We start from the raw sequence: 18249 nt of genomic DNA, 5'->3' as shown, positions 1-18249 counted from the left end.
ACAGGAACGGGCGCGTCTCCCACGGAGAGACGCGCCCGTTCCTGTTTTCGTTCGGCCGGGGATCAGGTTCCGGGTTCGAGCAGAACCGGGTAGCAGCGCGCACCGGCCGAGGCGGCCAGCACCTCGACGGCGCCCACCGTCGACGCATCGCCCGCCACGTGGACCACGTCGGTGCTGCGCAAGGAAGGCAGGTGCGCCGTGAGGGGACCGGGGCGAACCTCCGGCGGGCGCTGGCGCATGCGGTCGGAGACCGTGACGATGCGGGTGACGCCCGTGGCGCGCAGCCAGTCGAGGGCCGGGCGCATGTAGAGGTCGAGGGGATCGCGGGCACCGACCATCAGGGTGATCTCGCGCGCGGGATCGATGTAGCGCGCCGCGCGGGCGATCGACCAGATCGGCGCGAAGCCCGTCTCGGCGGCGACGAGAACCAGGCGCCCGCTGCCCGGACGGTAGTAGCCACGGCCGACGGGACCCTTCACCTTCACGGGATGGTCGAGGCCGATCGCCTCGCCGAAGGCGTGGCCGAGACCGGTGCCATCCCTTTCGAGGCGCAGGTGAAAGACGAGTTCGTTGAGTTCCGCCGACCCGTCGACGCGCAGGGTCGGGCTCAGGGTGACGGGCGCGAAGCCTTCGAACGTCACGACCACCTGGTGGCCCGGCTCCAGGGCCAGCCGCCGCGTGATCGTCACCACGACCTCGACGGTGTGCGGGCCGAGGGCCGTGACTTCGGTCACGGTGCCGGTGCGCTTCTGCGCGGCGGCGGGCCGGGTCGGCAATGCGGAGGGGCGCGGCGCCTCGATGGCGGCCGCGCGCGGCAGCGAGAGCTTCACCGACTCGCTGCGGTGCGCGCGGCTCTGCGCCCGGCGCGGCGCGGGGGCGGCACCCTGTCCGTTCAGACCGGGACTGGGAGCGATCATCCCATCGGCAAGGGCGGCCTCCAACGGCGTATCGCCGGTCGAGCAGCGCACGGACTTGCCGTTGACGACGAGCGAGCAGCGGGCGCTCATGGTCGTCCTTCGTGTCGGGGAGAGATGGGAAGGGTGGAGGTCGCCTGGGTCCGCTCGCGCGGCGTCAGTGCGGCGCCTGCAGGATCAAGTCGACGAGGGCCGCCCAGCGGTCGCGCACGGCCCGCGCCTCGGGCGACAGCGTCTCGGGATCGTCCATTCGGGTGAGGCAGGCCCGGAGGCGCTCGCTCTCGCGACGCTCGGCGCCGAGCACGGCCTTCATGACCATGACTTCCGCCTTCAGGCGCGACAGCTCCGTGGCGGCGACGGAAGCGGCCTCGGGCTCGGAGCCGGTCGGGGCGACCTCGGCGACCACCCGCAGCGGCCGAGCCATCAGGCGTCGGACGATGCTGGTGTCGAACTCATCGTCCACGATCCGCAACGCAGCCTGCGTCATCACGCCATCTCCCGCCGGCCTGCGCTCGCGCCCTGCCGTCCGCACCCGTTCTCGGATTGGACGATGGCGGATCATGGTTAAGGGAGCTTTAATGTGATCCTGCGGATCACGCTCGCTTCGGGATGCCTGATCTTCAGGCTGCTTCCGGTGCGGCGCCCAACAACTGTCGGGCCTGAAGCATGGACATTGGTTCGCCGAACGCGAATCCCTGCGCATACTCGCAGCCGAGCTCGAACAACGCTTGCGTATCGGCCTCGGACTCCGCGCCTTCGGCGATGATCGAGAGCCCGAGTTCCTGCGCCATCTTCACGATCGAGCGGAGGATCGCGGTCTGGCCGGTGCCGATCTGGCGCACGAAGGACTGGTCGATCTTGATCGTGTCGAAGGGGAAGCGCTGGAGGTAGGAGAGCGCCGAGTAACCCGTGCCGAAATCATCGAGCGACAGGCCGGCGCCGAGATCGTGGATGCGGTGGAGCATCTGCGCGGCGTATTCCGGATTCTCCATGACCAGGCTCTCGGTCATCTCCAGCTTGAGCGACCCCGGGATCACGCCGGAGCGGGCGAGGATCGTCTTGACGTCGTGCAGGAGGTCGTGGCGCAGGAGCTGGCGCGACGAGAGGTTGACGGAGGCGAAGATCGGTGGCTCGACGTCGAGGGAGCGCTGCCAGGCGGCGAGTTCCAGGGCCGTGCGCTCCAGGGCGTAGATGCCCAGGTTGACGATGAAGCCGCTCTCCTCGGCGATCGGCAGGAAGGTCGCGGGCGTGATGCGGCCGAGCTTCGGATGGTCCCAGCGCAGCAGGGTCTCGAAGCCCGCCACGGTGCGATCCTCCAGGCGGACGATGGGCTGGAACAGCACCTTGATCTCGTTGCGCTCCAGCGCGCGGCGCAGGTCCGCTTCCAGCATCAGGCGGTCGCTGCGCTCGTTGCGCATGGTGGCGCGGAACACTTCCGTCCGGTCGCCGCCGCCGCGCTTGGCCTGGATCATCGCCATCTCGGCGTTCTTGAACACCTCCTCGCGCTTCAGGTTGGCGCCGCCCTCGTACAGGGCGATGCCGACCGAGACGGTGAGGAAGATCTCGCGATCGGCGTAGGTGATGGGCGTCGCGATCGCTTTGCGGATCATCTCCGCGAAGGCGAGGATGCGGTCGGGCTCGCGCTCTGACAGCAGGATCAGGGCGAACTCGTCCCCGGCGACCCGGGCCAGCGTGTCCTGCGGGCGCAGCAGGCGGCCGAGGCGGCGCGACAGGGTGAGCAGGATGGAATCGCCCGCCGAGAGCCCGATGGCCTCGTTGATCGCCTTGAACCGGTCGATGTCGAGGGCGATCGTCGTCGGCTTGAGGCGCGGATCCTGGCTCGCGAAGGCCAACGCGGCATCGAGCCGGTCGTAGAAGAGCTCGCGGTTCGGCAGGCCGGTGAGGCTGTCGTGCACGGCGTCGTGGAGCAGGCGCTCCTCGGCGGTCTTCACTTCCGTGACGTCGCTGATCGTGCCGACGATGCGGATGACCTCGCCGTCCGAGCCGATCACCGGGCGCGCCTTGAGGCGGTACCAGAAATAGGGGCCCGCCGTGGAGCGCAGGCGGAAATCGTGGACGATGCGGCCGCGCCGCTCCTCGATCACCGTGTCGAGGGCCGCCGAGTAGCGCTCCACGTCGAAGGGATGGACGAGGCCGAGCCAGTTCGCGGCCGGCCCCTCGAGGGCACCGCGCCGCAGGCCGAGCTGCCCTTCGATCTCCTGGCCGGCGAAGACCCGGTCGCCCGGGACGTCCCAGTCGAACACCACGTCGCCCGCACCCGTCAGCGCGAGGGCGCGCCGCTCGGTGTCCGAGACGAGGGCGTGGGTGAGGCCGCCGCCCGCGAAGGCGTGCTGCATGACCGTGAAGCCGATCAGCATCACGATGAGGACGAGGCCGCCGATGAGCGCCGGCTGTACGAGGTCGCTGCCGATCTGGCCCGTGATGGCGAAGCCCGCCGCCACGACCCAGACGAGGAGCAGGCACCAGGTCGGGACCAGCAGGATCGCCCGGTCGTAGCCGTTATGCGCCGCGAGGTAGACGATGAGCAGCAGGCCGACGCCGGCCACCGCCGCGATGGAGATGCGCGCGACGCCGGCCGCCACGGGCGGATCGAACACCGCGAGCCCGACGAGGCAGGCGAGGAACAGGAGCCAGATGATCGCGACGTGGCTGTAGCGCACGTGCCAGCGGCTGAGGTTGAGATAGGCGAACAGGAAGACCAGCAGGGTCGCGCCCAGCACCGCCTCGGTCGAGGCCCGGTAGACCCGCTCGGCCACCTCCGTGATGGGAAAGACCCGCTGCAGGAAGCCGAAATCGATGCACGCATAGGCCAGCACCGCCCAGGCGAGGGAGGCGGCGGCGGGGAAGATGATCGCGCCCTTGACCACGAAGATGATGGTGAGGAACAGGGCGAGCAGCCCCGCGATGCCGATGATGATGCCCTTGTAGAGCGTCAGCCCCGTGGACTTCTTGCGGTAGGCCTCCTGATCCCAGAGGTAGACCTGCGGGATGTTGGGCCCGCGCAACTCTGCCACGTAGGTGACGGTCGAGCCGGGATCGAGGGTGATGACGAACTGGTCGGATTCCGGGTTCTCGTCGCGCTCGGGCCGGATGCCCTGGCTCGCGGTGATCGCCGCGATGCGCGAGCCGCCGAGATCGGGCCAGATCACGCCCGAGCCGACGAGGCGGAAATGCGGGGCGACCAGGACGCGGTCGACCTGCTCGTCCGTGTCGTTGGTCAGGGCGAAGACCATCCAGTCGGGCCGCGCTCCCGCGTCGCGGGCCTTGACGACGATGCGGCGGACGATGCCGTCCTTGCCCGGCGCCGTCGAGATCTGGATGAGGTCGCCGTCCGAGCGATAGCGCTCGATCATCGGCGTGAGGTCGATCGCCGAGGCATCCGGAGTGACGCGCACCGCCTCGACGGCCTGGGCCGGCACGCCGGCGGCCAGGACACCCAGCAAAGCTGCGATGAAGGCCGACAGGACGGCGAGGGTGACGGGAGCGATTCTGCGCAACGGGCGAGTGTTCCGGCCGGGCGGGGCATGGTCGAGGAGAGGGGACGGCAGGATACGGCTGAGCCGGGGCATCAGTCGTATCGGCGGGTTCCTCCGCGGGCAAGGCGCGGGGGGTGCCCTACATGAAGACGTTCACCGTTTCCTAACCGTGGCGCCGAGCGGCCTCGATCGCCCGCCTTTGCGGCCAAAACAAGCCGGACCGTGTCGGGTCACGCGGCCCGCAGTGTCGCCGAGATGCGATCGAGGCCCGGCAGCTTCATGATCGGCCCGATCGCCGCCAGGGTCGGCGCCCCCGTCAGAAGGCGCTTGCCGGCCGCGCGGACATCCTCGACCGTCACGGCATCGACCTTGGCGATCACCTCGCTCGCGGGGATGACCCGGCCCCAGGCCAGGATCTGGCGGGCGTTCCGCTCGATGCGCCCGCCCGGTGTCTCCAGGGCCGAGAGCAGCGCGACCTTCAGCTGCGCCTTGGCGCGCGCCACCTCGACCGTGTCGGCGTCCGCCGCCGCCCGGATGGTCGCCTCCAGGGTCACGTCCACGAGTTCGGCGAGGTCGCCGCCGGAGGTGCCGGCGCCGATGCCGAACAGGCCGCAATCGTAGAACGACCAGTGGAAGGATTGGATCTCGTAGGCGAGGCCGCGCGTCTCGCGCACCTCGTGCCAGAGGCGCGAAGTCAGTCCGCCGCCGAGCACCTGCGCGAACATGTGCAGGGCGTAGTAGTTCTCGTCGCGGAACGAGAGGCCCGGCAGGCCAAGGACGACGTTGGCCTGTTCGAGCTTCTTGGGCAGGCGCTTCTCACCGCCGCCATAGACGCCCGGCACCGTCTCCGGCGGGCGGGTCGGCTTCAGGGCCCCGAAGTCGCGCTGCGCCGCTTCCACGATCCGGTCGTGGGAGATGGCGCCGGCCGCCGCGAGCACGATGCGGTCGGGCGTATACTCGCGCGCGATGTAGGCCTCGATCGCCGTGCGATCGAAGCTGTTGATCGTCTCCGGCGTGCCGATGATCGGGCGACCCATGGGCTGGTTCGGGAACGCGGCCTCCGTGAAGGCCTCGTAGACGACGTCGTCCGGCGTATCCTCGATGGCCGCGTATTCCTGCAGGATCACGCTCTTCTCGCGAGCGAGTTCGCCTGCGTCGAACACCGAGTCGGTGAGGATGTCGCCGATGACGTCGAGGGCGACGCCCGCATCCTCGCCGAGCACGCGCGCCGTGTAGCTCGTGCCTTCGGCGCTGGTGGCGGCGTTGATGTCGCCGCCGACATTCTCGATGTCCTCGGCGATCCGCCGGGCCGAGCGGGTCCGGGTGCCCTTGAAGGCCATGTGCTCGATGAGGTGGCTGAGGCCGCCCTCGTCCGCGCGCTCGTGGCGCGAGCCCGCGCCGACCCAGACGCCGAGGGTCGCGGTGGCCACGCCGGGCATCGCCTCGGTGACGACGGTGACTCCGTTGTCGAGCTTCGTGATCTTGAGGTCGGGTGAGGCGCCGTGCGTGGCGAAGTGCTGGTTCATGAGCGCTCAGGCTTCCTTCGTGATGCGGGCGCGCTCGCGGATGAAGGTCTCGACCGCCGCCTGATCGTTGGCGACGCGGGAGAAGCTCTCGGGACGGTCCATCAGGTCGGCCAGATGCGGCGGCAGTTCCGGGCGCCGGCCGCCGATCGCCTTGGCGACCGCATCGGGGAACTTGGCCGCATGGGCCGTGGCGAGCGCCACTACGGGCGTGCGGGGATCGTCACGCAGCAGCTTGCGCGCCGCGTGCACGCCGATCGCGCTGTGCGGATCGATGACGTGGCCGGTCTCCGCATGGGTGCGGGCGATCTCCGCCACCACCTCGGGCTCCGACACCGCGGTGGCGTCGAACTCGGACCGGATCGCGCCGAGCACGCCCGGATCGAGGTGGAAACCGCCGGATTGCTTCAGGCCCGCCATCAGGCGGCCGAGGCTCGAGGAATCGCGGCCCAGGGCCTCGAACAGCAGGCGCTCGAAATTCGAGGAGATCTGGATGTCCATGGAGGGCGAGGTCGTCGGCTGAACGCCCCGGACCTCGTACGAGCCATGCTCCAACGTCCGCGCCAGGATGTCGTTGGCGTTGGTGCCGATCATCAGGCGCTCGATGCCCAAGCCCATGCGCTTGGCGACCCAGCCGGCGAGGATGTCGCCGAAATTGCCGGTCGGCACCGCGAAGGAGACCGGGCGGTGCGGCGCGCCCAGGGCCACGGCGGATGTGAAGTAGTAGACCGCCTGGGCGGCGACGCGGGCCCAGTTGATCGAGTTCACGCCAGACAGGCGCACGGAATCGGCGAAATCCGCGTGCTGGAACAACGCTTTGACGATGTTCTGGCAATCGTCGAAATTGCCGTCGATGGCGATGGCATGGACGTTGTGCGCGCCCACCGACGTCATCTGCCGGCGCTGCACCTCAGAGACGCGGCCCTCGGGAAACAGGATGAAGATGTCGACCTGATCGAGGCCCCGGAAGGCCTCCACCGCCGCGCTGCCGGTATCGCCCGAGGTGGCGCCCACGATGGTGGCGCGCGCGCCCCGCGCCCGCAGGACGTGGTCCATCAGGCGCCCGAGCAGTTGCATTGCCACGTCCTTGAACGCGAGCGTCGGGCCGTGGAAGAGTTCGAGCAGGAACAGGTTGTCGTCGAGCTGCGTCAGCGGGCACACGGCCGGATGCCGGAAGGTGGCGTAGGCGTCCTCGATCATGCGGTCGAGATCGGCATCCGCGATCTCTCCGTCGATCAGCGGGCGCAGGACCGTCTTGGCGGCGTCGGCGTAGCGGAGGCCCGCGAGGCCGGCGATCGCCGGCTCGGCGATCTGCGGCCAGCTCTCGGGCACGTAGAGCCCACCGTCGCGGGCAAGGCCGGCGAGCAGGGCATCGGAAAAGCTGAGGGGCGCCGCGGCGCCGCGGGTCGAAACGTGAAGCAAGGGGGCCTCCGGGAAGGCGCCCCGTCTACACGATGTCGGCTCCCGTGTCGAAAGCCGCCGCGGCGACTCAGGCGCTGCTGCCCGGCGCCTTCAGGAGACGGCAGCCGGTGATCCGCCAAGCCCCGTCCGCCTGCCTCTCCAGGCTGTAGAGCGCCGCCCAGTCGACCCCCGCTTCGTCCTGGAGCGTGACGCCGAGGGACAGGCCGTCTTCGCCCGCATCCTCGATCCGGTCGATGCTGAAGCGGCGTGCGCGGTAGACGGCGGCATAGCCCTGCCGGACCATCGCGATGAAGGTCTCGGGCGAGGCGAACATCCCCTGGATCGCGGGCGCGGCCTGGGCGTAGGCCGTGGCCGCGTCGTCCCGGCGGAACGCCTCGATCTGGCGCTCCACCGTCGCTCGCGCCGCATCGCGCGCCGCCGCGTCGGCCGCCCGGGCGGGGAGGATCGGGGCCGCGACGAGGAGGAGAGGGGCGAGGAACAGGAGGACCGTGCGCATGGAACCCACTCCGTGACGAGACCGTGGCGTCGAGCCTACGCCGATCGCAAGGGGCGGCAAGGCAAGATCTCGGCCGGTCTCGTCACGAGTGCGCGCTCGAGGCCGGCTCCGGCTCGTCGTGCAGGCGGCGCCATGCGAAGACGCCGAAGACGCCGACCAGACAGGCCGCGATGCCGAACCACGTGAAGGCGTATTGGAGGTGGTTGTTCGGCAGGTCGACCCGCAACTGGCCGCCCTTCGGCCATCCGCCGGGATTGGGCGTCGCGTCGGCCTCGACGAGATAGGGGCGCGGATCGCTGATCCCGCGTGAGGCGCTGATGCCGGCGATGTCGCGGTTGAACCACTCGTTGCGCACCGGATCGGGGGCCGGTACGAACATGGTGCGCGGCTCCGACCCGCGCAGAATGCCCGTCACGACAGTGGGTCCGGGCACCTGTCCGGCCTCGCGGCTCGCGGGCGCCTTGCGCTCCGTCGGCACGAAACCGCGATTGACCAGGACGATGCCGCCATCGTCGAGGCGGAACGGCGTCAGCACGTAATAGCCCTGGAGGGCGCGCCCGGGCACGTCACCGGCGGCGAGGCCATGCACCAGGGTCTCGTCCCCGTGCAGGAAGGTCCCGCTGGCGCGGACGCGGCGAAACTCGTCACGCTCCGGGTTCCAGGCGGCGGCATCGGGCAGGGGGGCGGGCGGCTCGACCTTCGAGCGCGCGAGGATGCGGGCGATGAGAGCCTCCTTCTCGCCCTTGCGGCCGAGTTGCCACGTTCCGAGGCCGAGCAGGATCGCAAGGCAGACGAGGGAGACGAGGCCGGGCGCCAGAAGGCTGCGCCAGGCACCGGTTCGGATCGCCGATCCAGCCACTAGCGGAAGCGTCCCTGCTCGGCCTTGTTGGTGTATTGCAGCGCTGCCAGGACCCCCTTCAACGGGCGCACCATGAGCAGGCTGAGGCCGATGGAGAGCGTGCCGGCCACGAGGGCGTGGACCCAGATCGGCGGCTCGTAGGTGATCTCCATCCAGAGGGCGAGGCCGACGACGACGATGCCGACGATCGACATCACGAAGAAGGCCGGTCCGTCGCCGGAATTGAAGCTCTCGTAATCCAGGCCGCAGACCTCGCAGGACGGTCGGAACGTCAGGAAGCCATCGAACATGTGACCCTCGCCGCAGCGTGGGCAGCGGCCGCGCAGGCCGGCGGAGATCGGGGAGGGGGTCGGCCGCGATACGTCCAAAATCAAAAACTCCTCGACCGGCTTGGCGCCGCCTTGTGAGATATGGGCATCGGCGCGGCCCGCTTCACGCGGCCCCTAAGAAAAAGGGCGGCTCGCGCCGCCCTCTTCAACCCTGCCATGCGGTCGGTGACGCGCTCAGTGCGCGCCGTGGCCGACGCCGGCGCCCCAGACGTAGATCGATGCGAACAGGAACAGCCAGACCACGTCGACGAAGTGCCAGTACCAGGCGGCGAACTCGAAGCCGAGGTGCTGACGCACCGTGAACTGACCGAGATAGGCGCGGTACAGGCAGATCGCGAGGAAGATCGTGCCGATGATGACGTGGAAGCCGTGGAAGCCCGTCGCCATGAAGAAGGTCGACGAGTAGATGCTGCCCGAGAAGCCGAAATGCGCGTGGGCGTATTCGTAGGCCTGGCAGGCCGAGAACAGCACGCCGAGGATGATGGTCAGCCACAGGCCGTATTTCAGGCCCTTCCGGTCGTCGTTCAGCAGGGCGTGGTGCGCCCAGGTGATGGTCGTGCCGGAGGTGAGCAGGATCAGCGTGTTCAGGAGCGGCAGGTGCCAGGGATCGAACGCCTCGATGCCCTTCGGGGGCCAGGTGCCGCCGGTGAAGTCCACCCGCGAGGCCTGGATCGGATCGGCGGTGTAGAGGGCGGCCTCGAAATAGGCCCAGAACCAAGCCACGAAGAACATCACCTCGGAGGCGATGAACATGATCATGCCGTAGCGGTGGTGGAGCTGCACCACGCGGGTGTGGTCGCCCGTGTTGGCCTCGTGGACGACGTCCTTCCACCACGCGAACATGGTGTAGAGCACGCCGAGGGTGCCGGCGCCGAAGATGTAGGGACCGGGGGTGAGCGTGCCGACCTGCAGGCTCTTCATCCAGAACACGGCGCCGAAGGCCATCAGGAAGCCCGAGAAGGCGCCGATCAGCGGCCAGGGACTCGGGGCCAGAATGTGGAAGTCGTGATTTTTGGCGTGCGCCTCGGCCATCTAACTTTTCTCCTACCCCCGACCTCCGGGTCGTCGCCGACCCTCGATCCTCTGAATGCCGTTCCGGACCGGGTTGCCCCGGATTGTTGTGGCCAACCCTTAGCCAGGGTCGCGCGCCATTGTCACGCTTTCGCCATCAAAAATTCGACTTCGTCCCCGTGCCACCCGTTGTCGCAAGCGCGGCCGTGGGTTGGCCGTTCTTCGAGGCGAAGTAGGTGTAGGACAAGGTCATCTCCGCGAGATGCGCGGTGTTCGGGTCCTTGCGGACATCCGGATCGACGTAGAACACCACGGGGAAGTCCATCGTCTCTCCCGGCTGGAGCGTCTGCTCGTTGAAGCAGAAGCACTGCACCTTCACGAAGAACCCGCCCATCAGGCCGGGTTGCACGTTGTAGGTGGCGATGCCGGTGGAGGGCGTGGTGCCGGTGTTCTTGACGCGGAAGAACACGGTCTTGGTCTCGCCGATGCGTACCTCGACGTTCTGCGACTCGGCCTGGAAGCGCCAAGGCAAGCCGGACGACACGTTGGTGTCGAAGTGGACGACCATGCTGTCGTCGAGCGCCGCCGCCGTCGGGGCGAGGCCGGTGCGGGGCGTCCCGTCGTAGCCGGTCGCCTTGCAGAACATGTTGTAGAGCGGCACCGACGCGAAGGCGAGGCCGATCATCCCGAAGACGAGGCCGGCACAGGCGATGGCCGTGACGCCGGCCTTGTTCGGCCGGGTCGCGTGGGGCTGGTCCTGTCGGCGGTCGGTCATGAGGCTCCGTCGCTATCCTGGAGGATCAGATCGGGCGATTGAGGATCTGCGGTCCGAGCTTGGCGATCGTCAGGACGTAGAAGATCGTCACCAGCGCGAACAGGACGGCCGCGATGGCGATGGACCGCTTGCGCCGCCGCTGCGACTCCTCGGGCGTCAACGGACGCGGCGCACCCGGCAATCCGGGACGATCGTTCACAGCACCACCGCGCGGAACAGCCCGAGGCTCTGCTCGGCCAGCAGGGCCGCGAACATCAGGAACAGGTGCAGGATCGAGAACCCGAACATGCCCATGGCGGCCTTGCGCTCGGGCTCACCCTCGCGATTGCGGAAGACGTGGACGCTGAAGGCCAGCATGCCGAGGCCGCCGAGGAAGGCCGTCACGGCATAGAGCCAGCCGCCGAACCCGAGGATGACGGGCGCGAGGCAGAGCGGGAAGAGGACGACCGAGTAGGCGATGATCTGGCGGCGAGTCGATTGCGGGCCGGCGACGTTCGGCATCATCGGGATGCCCGCCTTCGCGTAATCGGCCGACTTGATCAGCGCGAGCGCCCAGAAATGGGGCGGCGTCCAGATGAAGATGATGAGGAACAACACCACCGATTCGATGCCGATGCCGCCGGTGACGGCGGCCTGGCCGACCATCGGGGGCAGGGCGCCGGCCGCGCCGCCGATGACGATGTTCTGCGGCGTCGCCCGCTTCAGCCACATGGAATAGACCACGGCGTAGAACACGATGGTGAAGGCGAGGAGCCCGGCCGCGAGCCAGTTCGAGGCGAGGCCGAGGACCAGCACGGAGCCGACCGACAGCACGATGCCGAAGGCCAGCGCCTCGTCGGGCCGGATGCGCCCGTCCGGGATCGGACGCTTGGCGGTGCGGGTCATCACCGCGTCGATATCGGCGTCCCACCACATGTTGAGGCAGCCCGAAGCGCCGGCCCCGACCGCGATCATCAGCAGCGAGATCGAGCCGACGACGGGCTGGATGTGGACGTTCGAGACCACCATGCCGACGAGGGCGGTGAAGATGACGAGCACCATCACGCGCGGCTTCAGCAGGGCGAAGAAGTCCGAAACCTCGCCGCCGACCGGCGACAGAACTTGCGGCTCGGCGCCAGCGGATAGGCTGTTCGACAGGCTCGTCATGGGTCCCTGATGCGGTTTTCGTGTCCGGTTCGGGCTTCGGATCGCGCCGCGAGGCGCCGCCCTTTGCGGGAAGTCCCGGTCGGGCTCACGCGGAGCTCGACCGGGGCCTCCGGGAAAGAGCGAGGACCGCTCGCGCGGTCCTCGCAATCCGAGATGTGTTCGCGCCGAGCGCTCTCGTGCCGAGAGGCGCTCGGTTCGCCTCAGTGGTGGCCCGGCGCGTCGACGATCCGGGGGAGCGTCTCGAACTGGTGGAAGGGCGGCGGGGAGGACAGGGTCCACTCCAGGGTGGTCGCACCCTCGCCCCAGGGATTGTCGGCCGCGCGGCGGCTCGAGCGCAGGGCGATCACGACGCCGATGAAGAACACCACCATGCCCAGCGCGAAGATGTGCCCGCCCCAGGTGGAGACCTTGTGCCAGCCGGCGAAGGCCTCCGGATAGTCGGCGTAGCGGCGCGGCATGCCGGCCAGCCCCAGGAAGTGCATCGGGAAGAACAGCACGTTCGCGCCGATGAAGGCGAGCCAGAAGTGCAGCTTGCCGGCCCATTCCGGGATGATGTGGCCGGTCATCTTCGGGAACCAGTAGTAGACACCGGCGAAGATGATGAACACGGCACCGAGCGAGAGCACGTAGTGGAAGTGCGCCACCACGTAGTAGGTGTCGTGCAGGTACTTGTCGACCGCCGAGTTCGCGAGCACGACGCCGGTGACGCCGCCGACCGTGAACAGGAAGATGAAGCCGACCGCCCAGTGCATGGCGGCGGTGAAGCGGATCGACCCGCCCCACATCGTCGCGATCCAGGAGAAGATCTTCACGCCGGTGGGCACCGCGATGACCATCGTGGCGAAGACGAAGTAGGATTGCGTCTGGAGCGACAGGCCGACGGTGTACATGTGGTGGGCCCACACGACGAAGCCGACGACGCCGATGGCGACCATCGCGTAGGCCATGGCGAGGTAGCCGAAGACGGGCTTGCGCGAGAAGGTCGAGATGATGTGGGAGACGATGCCGAAGGCCGGCAGGATCATGATGTACACTTCGGGGTGTCCGAAGAACCAGAACAGGTGCTGGTAGAGGATCGGGTCACCACCACCGGCCGGGTCGAAGAAGGTCGTGCCGAAGTTGCGATCGGTCAGCAGCATCGTGATCGCGCCGGCGAGCACCGGGAGCGACAGGAGCAGCAGGAACGCCGTCACCAGCATCGACCAGGCGAACAGCGGCATCTTGTGCAGGGTCATGCCCGGCGCGCGCATGTTCAGGATGGTGGTGATGAAGTTGATCGCGCCGAGGATCGAGCCGGCACCCGACAGGTGCAGGGCGAAGATCGCGAAGTCGACCGCCGGGCCGGGATGGCCGGCCGAGGAGAGCGGCGGATAGACCGTCCAGCCGGTGCCGGCACCGTTGGAGCCCGGCGCACCCTCGACGAACAGCGAGCAGACGAGGCTGCAGAAGCCCGCCACCGTCAGCCAGAACGAGATGTTGTTCATGCGCGGGAACGCCATGTCGGGCGCGCCGATCATGAGGGGCACGAACCAGTTGCCGAAACCGCCGATCAGGGCGGGCATCACCATGAAGAACACCATGATGAGGCCGTGGCCGGTCACGAACACGTTGTAGGTGCCGGGATTGGCGAAGTACTGCAGGCCGGGCTCTTCCATCTCCATGCGGATGCCGAAGGAGAGGAACGCGCCCATGATGCCGGCGCAGAAGGCGAACAACAGGTAGAGGGTGCCGATGTCCTTGTGGTTCGTCGACAGGAACCAGCGGGAGAAGAAGGACGGCATGTGGTGGTCGTGGGCATCGTGATGCCCCGTATGTGCAGCGGCGTTCGCCATGGAAGCAGACCTTAGTCCAGGTTTCTCGTGATCATCTCGAATGAAGGACCGGGCGCCGCTCGAGGGCCCGGTCCGGAAACCGCGCCCTTACCGGGCGTCGGCGAACTTCGACGGGTCGTCGATGCGGGCGAACTTCGTCTTACCCTCGGCGAGCCACTTGGCGTAGGCCTCCTCGCTCACGACCTGGACCGTGATCGGCATGTAGGCGTGGCGGGCGCCGCAGAGCTCCGAGCACTGGCCATGATAGGTGCCCTCGCGGTCGGCCTTGAACCAGAACTGGTTCAGGCGGCCTGGGACGGCGTCGATCTTGAAGCCGAAGGAGGGCACGGCCCAGGAATGCATCACGTCGGCGGCCGTGACCTGGATCTTCACGATCTTGTTCACCGGCACGACCATGTCGTTGTCGGTGCCCAGGAGCTTGGGCTGCTTGTCCTCGTCGAGGTTCGCGTCGAAGGTGAAGCCGCCGCCGTTCTCCACGGCCGGGTACTCGTAGGACCAGTACCAGGCATGGCCGATGACCTTGACGAGCACGTCGGCCTTCGGGTCGGAGAGCTGCGTGCGCAGCAGGCGGAAGGACGGGATCGCGACGGCGACGAGGATCAGCACCGGGACGATCGTCCAGGCCACCTCGATCATGGTGTTGTGCGTGGTCTTCGAGGGCGTCGGGTTCGCCTTCTCGCTGAAACGGTACACGCAGTACAGGAGCAGCCCGAGGACGAACAGCGAGATGCCGAACGACAGCCAGTGCATGCCGTTTTCGAACGCATGGATGTCCCGTGCGTTCTCGGTGACGGCGACCTGACGGTCCATCTGCCACGGCACGGGCTGGCCGATGCCGGCCGCGAGAGCCGAGGACGTTGAGACGAGGAACGCGCCGAGCGCGGCAAGCCCCCATGATGACCGGTGTTGCGCCTGCGTCGTCCGCATCTGCCTCTCGTGGCTCCCCGTGATGGTCATTGCCGATGCCGCGCGTCTTGCTGGGTTTGTTACAAATCGCAAGTGCATTTCGCGGATCGCGGGCCGTCCATGGGTCCGAGCCCATGTCGCGCCGATTGGCGTGTCAGACCACAAGGGCGTGAGGTGCGCAACCGCAACAGCGTCGCATCGTGCGCCTTCCTGGGGTCGAGGCGGCCATTTCCCCGTCTCTCGCGATGTCACGGCCTGGGCTTTCGTCGGTATGTATTCAATACGCCAGTGGATACCGGGTATTCTGACCTCCCGCCGGGACGGATCCGTGCCGGTGCACCGCTTTCCCTGGCGCCGAATGTCTCGAAGTGCGCAGGATGCAAGCCTGTCTCTGGCGCCCGTTGTTTAAAAGCCTGCCCGGCAGAGGTCCGCGCGTGATCGATCGACTGGAATTCATCCTGGCCCTGGCGCGCGAGCGCCATTTCGGGCGTGCCGCTCAGGTCTGCAACGTCTCGCAGCAGACGCTTTCGGCGGGCGTGAAGCAGCTCGAGGAACGCTTGGGTGTGCTTCTGGTGCAACGCGGCTCGCGTTTTCAGGGCTTCACGCCGGAAGGCGAGCGCGTCCTCGAATGGGCGCGGCGCATCGTCGGGGATGCCCGCGCCATGCGCGAGGAAGTCACGAGCCTGCGGCGCGGCCTCACCGGCACCCTGCGCCTCGCCACGATCCCGACCGCGACGCCCATCGTGGCGGCACTGACCACGCCCTTCCGGACGCGGCATCCGAACGTCCGCTTCTCCGTTCAATCCACGACCTCGGGCGAGATCGGGCGCCTGATCGCCGATCTCGAGATCGATGCCGGCATCACCTATCTCGAGAACGAGCCGCTCGGCCGGCTGACGGCGGTCCCACTCTATCGGGAGCGGTACCGGCTGCTCACGGCCATCGACGGGATCTTCGGCGCCCGAGACATGGTGACCTGGGACGAGGTGGCGAGCCTGCCGCTCTGTCTCCTGACGCCGGACATGCAGAACCGGCGCATCATCGACCGGCAATTGCTGAAGGCGGGCACCGAATCGGCGCCTCTGCTCGAATCGAACTCCATGATCGTGCTCCTGACCCATGTCCGCACGGCGAAATGGGCGAGCATCATGCCGGCGGTGCTGGCCGACACGTTCCGGCTGAACGATCGCGTCCGGGCCGTTCCCATCGTGGAGCCGGACCTCAGCCACCTCGTCGGCCTCGTGGTTCCGGAGCGCGAACCGATGACGCCGCTCTGCGCCGGTCTCATCGTGGAGGCGCGGGCGGTGGCCCCCGGGATCACCCAGATGATTGATGTCCTATAGAAAAATTTGAGACGGGCACAAAATTAGCACCTGTTACCCTGGTCTTTTGCGTTGCGGCAACGCTTCTCGACAAAAAATACATGTCGCCCGACCGAACAGCACGGTTGATCACGTGTTGGCGATATACCACCCTGGAACCAGAACAAGATCAATCTGGGTAGGAACAATGGTGCCGAACGAGCCCTGGAGCGAGCCCCGCGCCGCCGGGATCATCGCCGATCACGTCCACCTCGAAGGCGCGACCTTGCCGATCCTGCACGCCTTGCAGGAGACATTCGGCTACGTCGACGAGGGCGCCGTACCTCTCATCGCGGATGCGCTGAACCTGTCGCGGGCCGAGGTCCACGGCTGCATCACCTTCTATCACGATTTCCGCCGCGCTCCGGCGGGCCGGCATCAGGTGAAGCTGTGTCGGGCCGAGGCCTGCCAGGCCATGGGTTCGGACGCGCTGCATGCGCAGATCCTCTCTCGCCTGGGCATCGATTGGCACGGGACGACCCCCGACGGGCAGGTGACGGTGGAGCCGGTCTACTGCCTTGGTCTCTGCGCCAACGGTCCGGGCGCGCTCGTGGACGACGAGCCGATCGCCCGCCTGACCGCCGATTCCCTCGAAGCCGCCCTGACGGAGATGAAGTCGTGAGCATCACGATCACCGTTCCGCGCGACGCCGTCGCCCTCGGCCTCGGCGCCAATCGTGTCGCGCGCGCGCTCTTTGCCGGCGCCGAGCGCCGGGGCCTCGACGTCACCATCGTGCGCACCGGCTCGCGGGGTATGCTCTGGCTGGAGCCGATGATCGAGGTGGTCACGCCCCAGGGCCGTGTCGCCTACGGGCCCGTGACCCCGGCCGATGTCGACGGCCTGCTCGATGGCGGCCTGGTCGAGGGCAGCGCCCATGCGCTCTGCCTCGGCGACCCGGAGAAGATCCCCTATCTCGCCCGCCAGCACCGGCTCACCTTCCAGCGCTGCGGCGTCGTCGATCCGGTCTCGGTCGAGGATTACCGGGCGCACGGGGGCTACAGGGGGCTCGAGGCCGCGCTGAAGCTCGATGCCGCCGGCATCGTCGCGCAGGTGCGCGATTCCGGCCTGCGCGGCCGTGGTGGCGCCGGCTTCCCCGCCGGTATCAAGTGGAACACCGTGATGCTGGCGCAGTCGGGCCAGAAATACGTGGTCTGCAACGCCGACGAGGGCGATTCCGGCACCTTCGCCGACCGGATGATGATGGAGGGCGATCCCTTCAACCTCATCGAGGGCATGACCATCGCGGGCATCGCCACCGGCGCCACGCGCGGTTACATCTATCTGCGCTCCGAATACCCGCAGGCCTTCGCGACGTTGAAGGAAGCCATTGCCAACGGCATCGCGGCAGGCGTCCTCGGCGACAACGTCATGAACTCCGGCAAGGCCTTCCACCTCGAGGTCCGCCTCGGCGCCGGCGCCTATATCTGCGGCGAGGAGACCTCGCTGCTGGAGAGTCTGGAGGGCCGTCGCGGCATCGTGCGCGCCAAGCCGCCGATCCCGGCCCTGAAGGGCTTCCTCGGCCAGCCGACCCTGGTCAACAACGTGATGACCTTCACGGCCGTGCCCTACATCCTGGAGCACGGCGCCAAGGCCTATGCCGAGTACGGCATGGGCCGGTCGCTGGGCACGCTGGCGATCCAGCTCGCCGGCAACATCAAGCACGGCGGCCTGATCGAGTACGCCTTCGGCATCACGCTGCGCGAGATCATCGAGGATTTCGGTGGTGGGACGCAGAGTGGCCGTCCGGTGCGGGCGGTGCAGGTCGGCGGCCCGCTCGGCGCCTACTTCCCCGATCACCTCCTCGACACGCCCCTCGACTACGAGGCGATGGCGGCCAAGAAGGGGCTCGTCGGCCATGGCGGCATCGTGGTGTTCGACGACACCGTGGACATGGCCAAGCAGGCCCGCTTCGCCTTCGAGTTCTGCGCCGTCGAATCCTGCGGCAAGTGCACGCCCTGCCGCATCGGCGCGACGCGCGGCGTCGAGACCATGGACAAGGTCATCGCCGGCATCCGTCCGACCGAGAACCTCGCGGTGGTCGCCGACCTCTGCGACGTGATGACCGATGGGTCGCTCTGCGCCATGGGCGGCCTGACGCCGATGCCCGTGATGAGCGCGATCACCCACTTCCCCGAGGATTTCCAGCAGCGCGGAACGATGTCCGTTGCCGCCGAGTAA

General features: G+C 68.1%; 17 protein-coding genes. 3 read left to right on the top strand and 14 right to left on the bottom strand.

Annotation, left to right across the window (positions count from 1 at the left end):
- Positions 1-62: 62 nt before the first annotated feature.
- The 14 genes from MKK54_RS02615 to coxB all read right to left on the bottom strand — a co-directional run bounded on the left by MKK54_RS02615 (position 63) and on the right by coxB (position 14731).
- Complete coding sequence (locus MKK54_RS02615; RefSeq protein WP_244008943.1) at positions 63-1007, bottom strand: ferredoxin--NAD(+) reductase; 945 nt, start codon at positions 1005-1007, stop codon at positions 63-65.
- A 64-nt stretch (positions 1008-1071) separates the two neighbouring features.
- The gene (locus MKK54_RS02610; protein ID WP_244008942.1) at positions 1072-1401 is read right to left on the bottom strand and encodes a hypothetical protein; all 330 of its coding nucleotides are present in this window, start codon (positions 1399-1401) and stop codon (positions 1072-1074) included.
- A gap of 133 nt (positions 1402-1534) precedes the next feature.
- The gene (locus MKK54_RS02605; RefSeq protein WP_409564116.1) at positions 1535-4399 is read right to left on the bottom strand and encodes an EAL domain-containing protein; all 2865 of its coding nucleotides are present in this window, start codon (positions 4397-4399) and stop codon (positions 1535-1537) included.
- A 242-nt stretch (positions 4400-4641) separates the two neighbouring features.
- On the bottom strand, positions 4642-5937 hold the full coding sequence (locus MKK54_RS02600; protein WP_244008941.1) for a M16 family metallopeptidase: 1296 nt from the start codon (positions 5935-5937) through the stop codon (positions 4642-4644).
- A gap of 6 nt (positions 5938-5943) precedes the next feature.
- Complete coding sequence (gene thrC, locus MKK54_RS02595; RefSeq protein WP_244008940.1) at positions 5944-7356, bottom strand: threonine synthase; 1413 nt, start codon at positions 7354-7356, stop codon at positions 5944-5946.
- A gap of 67 nt (positions 7357-7423) precedes the next feature.
- Positions 7424-7852, bottom strand: a complete 429-nt coding sequence (locus MKK54_RS02590; RefSeq protein ID WP_244008939.1) for a DUF4864 domain-containing protein — start codon at positions 7850-7852, stop codon at positions 7424-7426.
- Positions 7853-7934: 82 nt separating this feature from the next.
- Positions 7935-8711 carry an SURF1 family protein gene (locus MKK54_RS02585; RefSeq protein WP_244008938.1) on the bottom strand — a complete coding sequence of 259 codons (777 nt, stop codon included), beginning with the start codon at positions 8709-8711 and terminating at the stop codon, positions 7935-7937.
- On the bottom strand, positions 8711-9079 hold the full coding sequence (locus tag MKK54_RS02580) for a DUF983 domain-containing protein (RefSeq protein ID WP_244008937.1): 369 nt from the start codon (positions 9077-9079) through the stop codon (positions 8711-8713). The genes MKK54_RS02585 and MKK54_RS02580 overlap by 1 nt, the downstream gene beginning before the upstream one ends.
- Before the next feature lie 135 nt (positions 9080-9214).
- Positions 9215-10072 (bottom strand): cytochrome c oxidase subunit 3, encoded by an 858-nt coding sequence (locus MKK54_RS02575; RefSeq protein ID WP_244008936.1) that lies wholly within the window; start codon positions 10070-10072, stop codon positions 9215-9217.
- A gap of 136 nt (positions 10073-10208) precedes the next feature.
- A complete protein-coding gene (locus MKK54_RS02570; RefSeq protein ID WP_244008935.1) occupies positions 10209-10826 on the bottom strand; it encodes a cytochrome c oxidase assembly protein in 618 nt (205 codons plus the stop codon).
- A 25-nt stretch (positions 10827-10851) separates the two neighbouring features.
- The gene (locus MKK54_RS02565; RefSeq protein WP_244008934.1) at positions 10852-11025 is read right to left on the bottom strand and encodes a hypothetical protein; all 174 of its coding nucleotides are present in this window, start codon (positions 11023-11025) and stop codon (positions 10852-10854) included.
- Entirely contained in the window at positions 11022-11972 is a 951-nt protein-coding gene (locus tag MKK54_RS02560; protein ID WP_244008933.1) for a heme o synthase, read from the bottom strand. Before MKK54_RS02560 ends, MKK54_RS02565 begins: the two co-directional genes overlap by 4 nt.
- A gap of 200 nt (positions 11973-12172) precedes the next feature.
- Entirely contained in the window at positions 12173-13804 is a 1632-nt protein-coding gene (gene ctaD / locus MKK54_RS02555) for a cytochrome c oxidase subunit I (protein WP_244008932.1), read from the bottom strand.
- A gap of 87 nt (positions 13805-13891) precedes the next feature.
- Positions 13892-14731, bottom strand: coding sequence for a cytochrome c oxidase subunit II (coxB, locus tag MKK54_RS02550; RefSeq protein WP_244008931.1), 840 nt, complete (start codon positions 14729-14731; stop codon positions 13892-13894).
- A 413-nt stretch (positions 14732-15144) separates the two neighbouring features.
- Between coxB and MKK54_RS02545 the strand changes: the two genes are divergently transcribed.
- From MKK54_RS02545 to MKK54_RS02535, 3 genes are all read left to right on the top strand, one after another.
- On the top strand, positions 15145-16053 hold the full coding sequence (locus MKK54_RS02545; protein WP_244008930.1) for a LysR family transcriptional regulator: 909 nt from the start codon (positions 15145-15147) through the stop codon (positions 16051-16053).
- Positions 16054-16219: 166 nt separating this feature from the next.
- The gene (locus tag MKK54_RS02540) at positions 16220-16693 is read left to right on the top strand and encodes a formate dehydrogenase subunit gamma (protein WP_244008929.1); all 474 of its coding nucleotides are present in this window, start codon (positions 16220-16222) and stop codon (positions 16691-16693) included.
- Positions 16690-18249: a formate dehydrogenase beta subunit gene (locus MKK54_RS02535; RefSeq protein ID WP_244008928.1), complete on the top strand. Its 1560-nt coding sequence runs from the start codon at positions 16690-16692 to the stop codon at positions 18247-18249. Before MKK54_RS02540 ends, MKK54_RS02535 begins: the two co-directional genes overlap by 4 nt.

Source organism: Methylobacterium sp. J-068 (assembly GCF_022829445.1).
Taxonomy (GTDB): Bacteria; Pseudomonadota; Alphaproteobacteria; order Rhizobiales; family Beijerinckiaceae; genus Methylobacterium.
Note: the sequence above shows the minus strand (reverse complement) of the source record. Positions and strands in the feature narration are given on the sequence as shown.